Origin of the sequence: Occallatibacter sp., from assembly GCF_049582745.1 — a bacterium.
Classification (GTDB): Bacteria; Acidobacteriota; Terriglobia; order Terriglobales; family Acidobacteriaceae; genus Telmatobacter.
The window spans coordinates 125876-134137 of sequence record NZ_JBAUUO010000044.1 but is presented as its reverse complement, the minus strand read 5'-3'; the positions used below and the strand labels follow the sequence as shown (position 1 = coordinate 134137).

7 protein-coding genes are annotated in these 8262 nt (G+C 58.2%); 5 read left to right on the top strand and 2 right to left on the bottom strand.

From position 1 onward, the window contains the following. The first annotated feature begins 408 nt into the window (after positions 1-408). Entirely contained in the window at positions 409-1227 is an 819-nt protein-coding gene (locus WCA10_RS05690; RefSeq protein ID WP_472821534.1) for a DUF3800 domain-containing protein, read from the top strand. Positions 1228-1238: 11 nt separating this feature from the next. Continuing rightward, positions 1239-1514 carry a hypothetical protein gene (locus WCA10_RS05685; protein ID WP_472821533.1) on the top strand — a complete coding sequence of 92 codons (276 nt, stop codon included), beginning with the start codon at positions 1239-1241 and terminating at the stop codon, positions 1512-1514. An 81-nt stretch (positions 1515-1595) separates the two neighbouring features. Here the strand turns inward: WCA10_RS05685 and WCA10_RS05680 are convergent, their stop codons facing one another. After that, entirely contained in the window at positions 1596-3566 is a 1971-nt protein-coding gene (locus WCA10_RS05680; RefSeq protein ID WP_472821532.1) for a CocE/NonD family hydrolase, read from the bottom strand. Between the two features lie 266 nt (positions 3567-3832). Further along, on the bottom strand, positions 3833-3985 hold the full coding sequence (locus WCA10_RS05675; RefSeq protein WP_472821531.1) for a hypothetical protein: 153 nt from the start codon (positions 3983-3985) through the stop codon (positions 3833-3835). A 226-nt stretch (positions 3986-4211) separates the two neighbouring features. Between WCA10_RS05675 and WCA10_RS05670 the strand changes: the two genes are divergently transcribed. The 3 genes from WCA10_RS05670 to WCA10_RS05660 all read left to right on the top strand — a co-directional run bounded on the left by WCA10_RS05670 (position 4212) and on the right by WCA10_RS05660 (position 8252). Continuing rightward, positions 4212-5264, top strand: coding sequence for a ketose-bisphosphate aldolase (locus tag WCA10_RS05670; RefSeq protein ID WP_472821530.1), 1053 nt, complete (start codon positions 4212-4214; stop codon positions 5262-5264). Between the two features lie 87 nt (positions 5265-5351). After that, a complete protein-coding gene (locus tag WCA10_RS05665) occupies positions 5352-5633 on the top strand; it encodes a hypothetical protein (protein WP_472821529.1) in 282 nt (93 codons plus the stop codon). Between the two features lie 12 nt (positions 5634-5645). Beyond that, a complete protein-coding gene (locus WCA10_RS05660; RefSeq protein WP_472821528.1) occupies positions 5646-8252 on the top strand; it encodes an alkaline phosphatase family protein in 2607 nt (868 codons plus the stop codon). Positions 8253-8262: the final 10 nt, after the last annotated feature.

The window sequence follows — 8262 nt, the reverse complement described above, 5'->3', positions numbered from 1 at the left end:
TAGGTAGATCACCGCGCCCGTCCCACCAGCGACTTACTTCAAACGACCCTATCGAAACTGCCCCAAAAACTCCTGGGGCAATCCACCATCGTTGCGTTGGGGCAGTCCCGATAGGGACCTAACGTTTCCCGGGACTGACCGGAAGTATCGTTTTCGGTTACGGGTTTGGTGAGATCTGGAGAATCCCCGATCCCCAAGTGCGAGGGATCGGGGGCACCCCCATTTGGGATTGGGAATGGCGAAGGGACCGGCGCCACCCGCTCGGGGCGAACGCCCGCTCATCGCGATGAAACCGCGATGAACGGGGCACAGCCCTGAGTGCATGAGTGCTGCCATTGGGACCGATGAGTGGGCCACCTGCCGAGATCGTTCGGGAGACCCCGCGACGGGCATAGAAAGATTATCGGTATGCTTGATGCTTATCTAGACGAGAGCGGTATTCACAATGGAGCAAAAGTTTGCGTTATCGCTGGATATTTCGGCGGCCCAGGGCAAATGAAGCGGTTTGAAAAAGCTTGGCGTGCAACCTTAGACCGCTACTCATTCCCGATGAAAGATTTTCACGCCAAAGATCTGATTAAATCCCCAAAACGTAGGCCAATGCTTGAATCACTAGCTAGAGTGGCTGGCGAGCAGCCTAAGATCTATCCCGTCGCATACGGAATTGTTGTCGATGACTTCTACCGCTTTTCTCTTGACGAGCGAAAATTTATGACTGGAGCTGTACTGAACGAGAAAACAGGGAAATTGGTAACTAGCGGGTGTCCCAACAAGCCGTACTTCTGCCCCTTTCAAAACATCATAAAAATTGTCACCGGATATGCTCCGATCGGAGGCAAAGCGCATTTCAGTTTTGGCTTGGGGCGTCCATTTGCTGAATATGCTTTGCAGTTATTCAAGCAAATGTATAAAGACGCGGAGATCGAGAAGCCTTTCAATACTTGGCACTCTCGAGATCGACTCGGCGAACCTTTCTTCCCTCGGGCTGAAGAAACAGCCCCACTTCAGGCTGCTGATTTGCTTGTTCATCTCCTTTACCTTCACATGGGAGAAGCTATCCAGAGAGGGGAGGCGGGAGATTTTTCGTTTTCGCCATCTAAACTTGCGCTATCCTGCATGGCTAACGCTAGAGACCGTGCGTCCGATTTGGTTTATCAAGACTGGAAATGTCTGCAAGCGCTGATAAGCAAAGCTAAGTCTTTGGCTCCGAGGTGGAAGCCCATATAATTCTCGGCACTATGACACAAGAGGAATTAGACCAGATCAAGCTCTCCTATAAGCGAATGCACAATGTCATTCGGGAGCTATGGTTTGAGAAGCAGTTGCTGGAGAATCTCATCATAGACTCTGGTTGGGTATCCGGGCGCGATCTGGAAACTCGGATGGAAGAAGCGAAGAAGCATCCAGAGAACATCCGTCAGGTGGCCGAGCACTTCTCTGAATCTGAGCAGAGTCTGGCAGAACTAGGCCTCGATGAGTGGCTTGCAGAGCTCGACAAAAGGTATCCCTCGTAGTCAGTCAAAGATATTATTACCGATAGCGTCGGCTCGGCCAAGGTTTTCCGTACGAAGATCCGCACCCGGTTTTTGTGATGCTCAGTTGGATTGGACGACTGGTAGATCAATCTGGCTGGCGTGGTCGGGGGAGTGGTAGATGCGCTGCGTGGCTTTCTGATAATCGCCGGGTTTGGCCCAGAAGATGTTTTCGACGTAGGTCTGCGGATTGCGGTCGTAGAGCGGGAACCAGCTGGACTGCACCTGCACCATGATACGGTGGCCGGGCAGAAAGACGTGATTCGTGGGCGGCAGCGCGAAGCGGTAGGTGAGCGGCTTGCCCGCTTCGATGGGCCTGGGGTCGGAGAAGCTTTCGCGATAGCGTCCGCGGAAGATGTCCATGGCGATGGCGAGCTGATAGCCGCCGAGATTGGGATCGCGGGCGACCTCATCGGGATATTCGTCGATCAACTTGACGACCCAGTCTGAATCGGTGCCGGATGTGGAGGCGACGAGATTGGCGATGGCCTGTCCAGTGATGTGGATGGGTTCGGTCAGGAGATCCGACGTATAGGTAAGCACGTCCGTGCGGCCGGAGGCTTCGCGCTGGTCGTCGACGAGCCACTGCGGCCAGGTAAGCGGAAGAACGTAGCCGACGGGCTGGCTGGGACGGGCGCGAAAGGGCACGGGCCAGGCGGGGTCGGAGATGTACTCGTCGTAGGTAGCGACGTTAGCGGAGCTGGCGGTGTTAGCCGGGTTAGCTGTGAAGCTGAGCTTGAATCCGGGCTCAAGATAGAGGGGCTTCATCGCGGGAGCCGTGGGCCACGCCTGCAGTTTTTGCCATTCGTCTTTGCCGGTCTCGTACGCGGTTACGGGCGCGATGTCCATCGGCGGGGCATCGTCTTTCAGATAGTGGGCAAGAAATGGCGTGAGGACATTCTTGCGGAACCATGTGCCGGTGTCCGAGCCGAAGCGGATGGCGCCGAGGGAATCGGCAGGCTCGATCTCCTGGCCGTGGTGCCAGGGGCCGAGGACAAGGAAGACCTTGTCGTTGTTCTTGTCGAGGGGCTTGATGGCCTTGTAGACCGCCGGCGCGCCGTAGATGTCTTCCTGGTCCCAGAGGGAATGAACGAGCAGGATCGGCACCTTGATTCCTTCTTCGGAGAAGTCCTTCAGGAGGACTTTGTCCATGGCCTGGTCGGACCAGAAGGCATCGTATGCGGGGTGTGCGATCAGTTTCTTCCAGAAGCCGATCTGCTCAAGGCCGTGACGTTTTCCGAGTTCGCCGGCTGAACCGCCACTCATGTATTCGTCATAGTCGTCGAAGTGCGCGGACCACCACTTCGATTTCGGATCGTTGTCGCGGGTGCCCGTTTGCTCGTAGATGTAGGGCATGTTCTGCTGGCGGAAGGCGCCATTGTGGAACCAGTCGTCGCCCATCCAGCCATCGACCATGGGGTTCATGGGAACGGAAACCTTGAGAGCCGGGTGCGGATGAACAAGCACCGTGAGCGGCTCCCAGCCGTCGTAGGAGATGCCGAGGATGCCGACGCGTCCGTTGGTCTCGGGGATGTTGTGAATGAGCCAGTCGATGGTGTCGTAGGTGTCGGTGGATTCGTCGACGGGGGTTGGGTTCTGCGGCCCGCGGTTGGGGCGGTTCATCACGTAATCGCCTTCGGAGCCGTACTTGCCGCGAATGTCCTGAATGACGCGGATGTAGCCGCCGTCGAGGATGACGTCGACTGCATTGTCATAGCCGTAGAGATTGGGTCCGAGGTGGGCGCTGGCGGCGTGGGTGGTGAGTTCGTCGGCGCTGTAGGGCGTGCGCGTGAGCAGGATGGGTGCGTGCGATGCGCCTTTGGGCACGAGGATCACGGTGTGCAGGTGGACACCGTCGCGCATGGGGATCATGGCTTCGCGGCGTTCGAAATCGAACGAGGAGGTGACGGGCTGCAGATGCTCCGGGGTTTCGCTGGGGTAGTTGGGATATTGGGCGGCGGGGGCTTGGGCAGCTGCAACAACGGCCGAGAAGCCCAGCACGGCTGCAATGCACGATGGTGGGAAGATTGGCACGATGAGACCTCGCTTTGATGGCAGGTGAGATTGGAAACGATTGTAGAGGACCAACGGCAGAACGGGCATCTTTCGCACCGGCGTGTTTAGTGGCGATCTTTTTGCTTGCTGCCGGAACGGCTTTGACTGTGTGCGAAAGGCAACTGCGGGTTCCTCCGCTCCGCTGCGCTACGGTCGGAATGACAGCCTCTTTTTTCGACTGCATATTTTTTGACAGCCTATTTTTATGACTGCCTGTTTTCGGGCGCGCCTTCGTTCTCCTCACCTCATCCGGAACTTCGGCTGGCGGGATATCCGGTCATGCCGGGAGCCGGCTTCAGTCCGTAGCTTACAGATTCGCTGGCGACGTAGGTGGCAGTAAGTTCCTCGTCGCGGGTGGCCGAGCCGCGTCCCGCAAGCACGTCGCTGGAGAGCGGCATTGCCTTCATTTTCGTGAGACCGACGGTTCCGGCAGAGGTCCTTTGCTTCGTTTGGATTGCGAGCTACCGGGGGTTTGCGAAGGGCGCACAGGTTGTGCTTTCCGGCACATTTTCAGCTTGCGCCTCTCTGCTACCATAAGGACGATTGCAGTTCCCGCCGCTGGATAAGCCCCAACAAGCGTAACGGCGGCAGAATTCCGGAACGATCCTTAGAAGGAGAATTGCTATGCCATTAGTCTCCATGCGGCAGCTTCTCGACGAGGCCGCCAAGGGCGGATACGGCGTCGGCGCATTCAACGTCAACGATATGGAACAGATTCAGGCGATCATGATGGCGGCGAAAGAAACCAAGTCGCCGGTGATCGTGCAGGCCAGCCGCGGAGCGCGCCAGTTTGCCGAAGACCTTTATCTTTTCCGCCTGATCCAGGCCGCCGCGGAGCTGAATCCGGAGATTCCGATCGCGATGCACCAGGATCACGGCAACAGCTTTGAGACCTGCAAGAGCGCCATCGTGCTGGGCTACACCTCGGTGATGATGGACGGATCGCTGAAGGAAGACGGCAAGACTCCTTCGACCTTCGAAGAGAACGTGGAAGTGACGCGCAAGGTGGTCGAGTATGCGCACGAGCGCGGCGTAACGGTCGAGGGCGAGATCGGCGTGCTGGGCGGCGTGGAAGACGGACACGGAGCGGGCGGTTCGGGCCTTGAGCACATCACCGATCCCGACCAGGCTGTCGAGTTTGCGGAGCGCACCGGCGTTGACGCGCTGGCCATCGCCATCGGCACCAGCCACGGCGCTTACAAGTTCACCAAGAAGCCGGATGGCTCGGTGCTGAAGATGGATGTGCTGATCGCGATTCACAAGCGTCTTCCGCACACCCACCTGGTGATGCACGGAAGCTCGTCCGTTCCTAAAGATTTGCAGGACGTTATTAACCAGTACGGCGGCAAGCTGAAGCAGACGTGGGGCGTTCCGGTCGAAGAGATCCAGCTTGGCATCCGCAACGGCGTGCGCAAGATCAACGTCGACACCGACAACCGGCTCGCCATCACCGGCGCCATCCGCAAGGTATTCGCGGAGACACCGGAGAAGTTCGATCCGCGCGATTACCTGAAGCCGGCACGCGAGGCCATGAAGAAGGTTGTGGCGCAGCGGATGACGCAATTCGGCCAGGCCGGACACGCGGGCGATTACCAACCCATGCCGATCACCGAAATTGCCAAGGGCTACGCAAACGGTTCGCTGGACACGCGTCCGTCGATGGCTGCGGCGCGTTAGCGTTTTCTCATTCTTGCAGCAGAGCTGATGGCTGCTCCGCATTTGCGGGGCGGCCATCAGTCTTTTGGAGCGGGGGGAGGGTCGGCGATGGCGCAGATGCGGCCGCGCGACCGGCAACTGCTGTGGCTGGCGCAGTTTCTACGGGTCGCCGCCGAGAATGTTCTCGGTCGCGGTGAGGGTTCCGAGGGGACCAGGTTGCTCACCGTTGCTTCGGGGACGAAGAACTGGGTGGTCGATGGTCCCGAGGTACCCCGCCTGAAATTCGCCCCTCGCCAACTCATCCATGCTTCGCCTGCATCGAACGAAAGGGATAATTCTGGCCAGTTCCATCGGGCGCTTCCCAAGCCAACCCGTACAACCGAACATTAAGGCAGGCCCCCCGTGAAGACGATCCCGTCCCTGGCAGCCCTTGTCAGTTTGCTTGCGATTTCAGCGTTTGCCAACAGCGCAGCAGCATCTGTTCCCACAGTCTCCATCCAAGCCAGTTCCAGCAGCATTTCATCCGGACAGACCGACACCCTTACAGTGACCGAAACGAGTGCCGCATCAATCCATGTGACGGGATCGAACGGCACTTCCTACACTCTGCCCTATAACGGCGGAATGATCACCGTAGCCCCGACTTCCACGACCACCTACACGGCAACCGCGACGAACTCGAGCGGCAGCACGACGGCGCAAACGACGATCACGGTGACTTCGGGCACGAATCCCACGGTGTCGATCACGGCATCGAAAAGCTCGATCAGCCCCGGCAGTTCCGACACACTGACCGTACGCGCAACCAATGCGGCTACGTTGGGCGTCTCAGGCTCCGACGGCTCGACATACAGCCTGGCGGCCACGGGGGGGACCATCACCGTTTCGCCATCATCCACCACTACGTACACGGCGACGGCCACCGGCTCGTCGGGTACCACCGCTTCAGCAGCAACCACGATTACCGTCACAGCAGGTTCCGGTCCCGTTGTTTCGATCACAGCTAGTGCCAGCAGCATCTCATCCGGGCAGTCCGACACCCTGACGGTGACGGCATCCAAGTCCGCCTCAGTTCACGTGACAGGATCGAACGGCACTTCATACACTCTGCCCTATAACGGCGGATCAATCACCGTGGCACCAACTTCCACCACCACCTATACGGCGACCGCGACCAACTCGAGCGGCAGCACTTCCGCCCAGACGACGATCACGGTGACAACGAGTACACCGAATCCGACGGTGTCGATTTCGGCGCAGAACCCCTCGATCGTCCAGGGCAGTTCCGACACACTCACCGTTACAGCGAGCAATGCGACGAAGGTGGCAGTCACCGGAACGGACGGGAGTTCCTATACGCTGCCGTCCAGCGGAGGCACAGTGCTAGTGACTCCGACGCAGACCACGACGTATACGGCGGAGGCCAGCAACGCGGAAGGAACGACAGCCTCCGCCGAGACAACGGTGACAGTGGGTTCATCGGCGGGCGAGAGCGCGATCCAGCATGTGATCTTCATGCTGCAGGAGAATCACAGCTTCGACAATTACTTTGGCATGCTGAATCCGTATCGTCATAGCAACGGTTGGGACGTCGGCGATGACGGCAAGACTTACGACGTCGATGGAATCGACGACAAGCTGACGACAATTAGCAACCAGGATGATGAGGGCGATACATACTACCTGTACAAATTCCGCACAACCTGCATAGACGATGACAGCTCTGACTGGCTTGCCAGCTATGGCGACGTGAACCGGTATAACTTCCTCACCTCGCGTCCTATCAAGATGGACGGCTTCGTGCACACGGGCGAAGGATATGCCAAGAGCTGTGCTAACTCCGGGAAGTGCGGTGGCGCCTACACTGACCTCACCGGCGAGCGAGCCATGGGCTATTACGATCAGGATTTTCTGAATTATTACTACTACATGGCTTCGCAGTTTGCGGTCTCAGACAGGTGGTTATCGCCGGTATCGAGCAAGAGCACGCTAAACCGGATCGCGACATTCTCGGGCGGAACGACGCAGGGTCTGGCGTACGATCGGGGTCTCGACGACAACGTCGGGCAGGAGGTTGCGGAGACGATTTTCCAGGAACTGAATAATGCCGGAATTTCCTGGAAGATCTACTACTCGAAGACTTCGGGCGCCTACCCCGCAACGACCTTTTCGGAATTTGGCTGGTCGAACCAGTTCCTCTATCCGAAGACAAGCTCGAACTCGTGCACGGGAACGACGATGCCCTCCAGTGTGGTCGGTGATTCGACGAATTCGTTCTGTATCGATCCCAACCACATCGCACCACTCACGCAGTACTTCACGGATCTGCAGAACAACACGCTCCCGGCATTTGGGTTCATTGAAGCGGGCACGAGCGATGAGCATCCGGGCTCCGCTCAGTCGATTTTGAATGGACAGTCGGTGGTCGCGAACATCATCAACACGTTCATGGCGAGTTCGTCGTGGCAGAACTCAGTGTTCTTCTTCGCGTACGACGAAGGGGGCGGCCCGTACGATCACGTTCCGCCGGTTCCGGGGCACTCGAACCAGAACACAGACGCTTCGATGAGTTCGATTCCAGACATTTCGCAGATTGCTGTGAACCCTGACGGCTACAATCCTTGCCTGCCGCCTGCGCCCGGCCAGTACACGCTGCATTGTGATCTGCGCCCAAATAGTCCCGGTGCGCACAGTGGAGACGCTGCCGCGGTGCAGGGATTTGCAGCTCAGCTTGGGTTCCGCGTGCCGAACATGATCATCTCTCCGTTCACGCGCAAGCATTACGTTTCGCACATACCCATGGATCACACCGCGATCATCAAGTTTGTCGAGAACAGGTTTATCGGCACTTCCGCACATCTCACCAATCGCGACGCGGCACAGCCGAATCTGCTCGAGTTTTTCGACTTCAGCGCCGTCCCGTGGGCAACGCCGCCAACGCCGCCTGCTCCGGTGACCCCGACATCGCTGGGTTACGATCCCTGCTTGCCGCAGAGCATGGGTCCGTGATTCTGACATT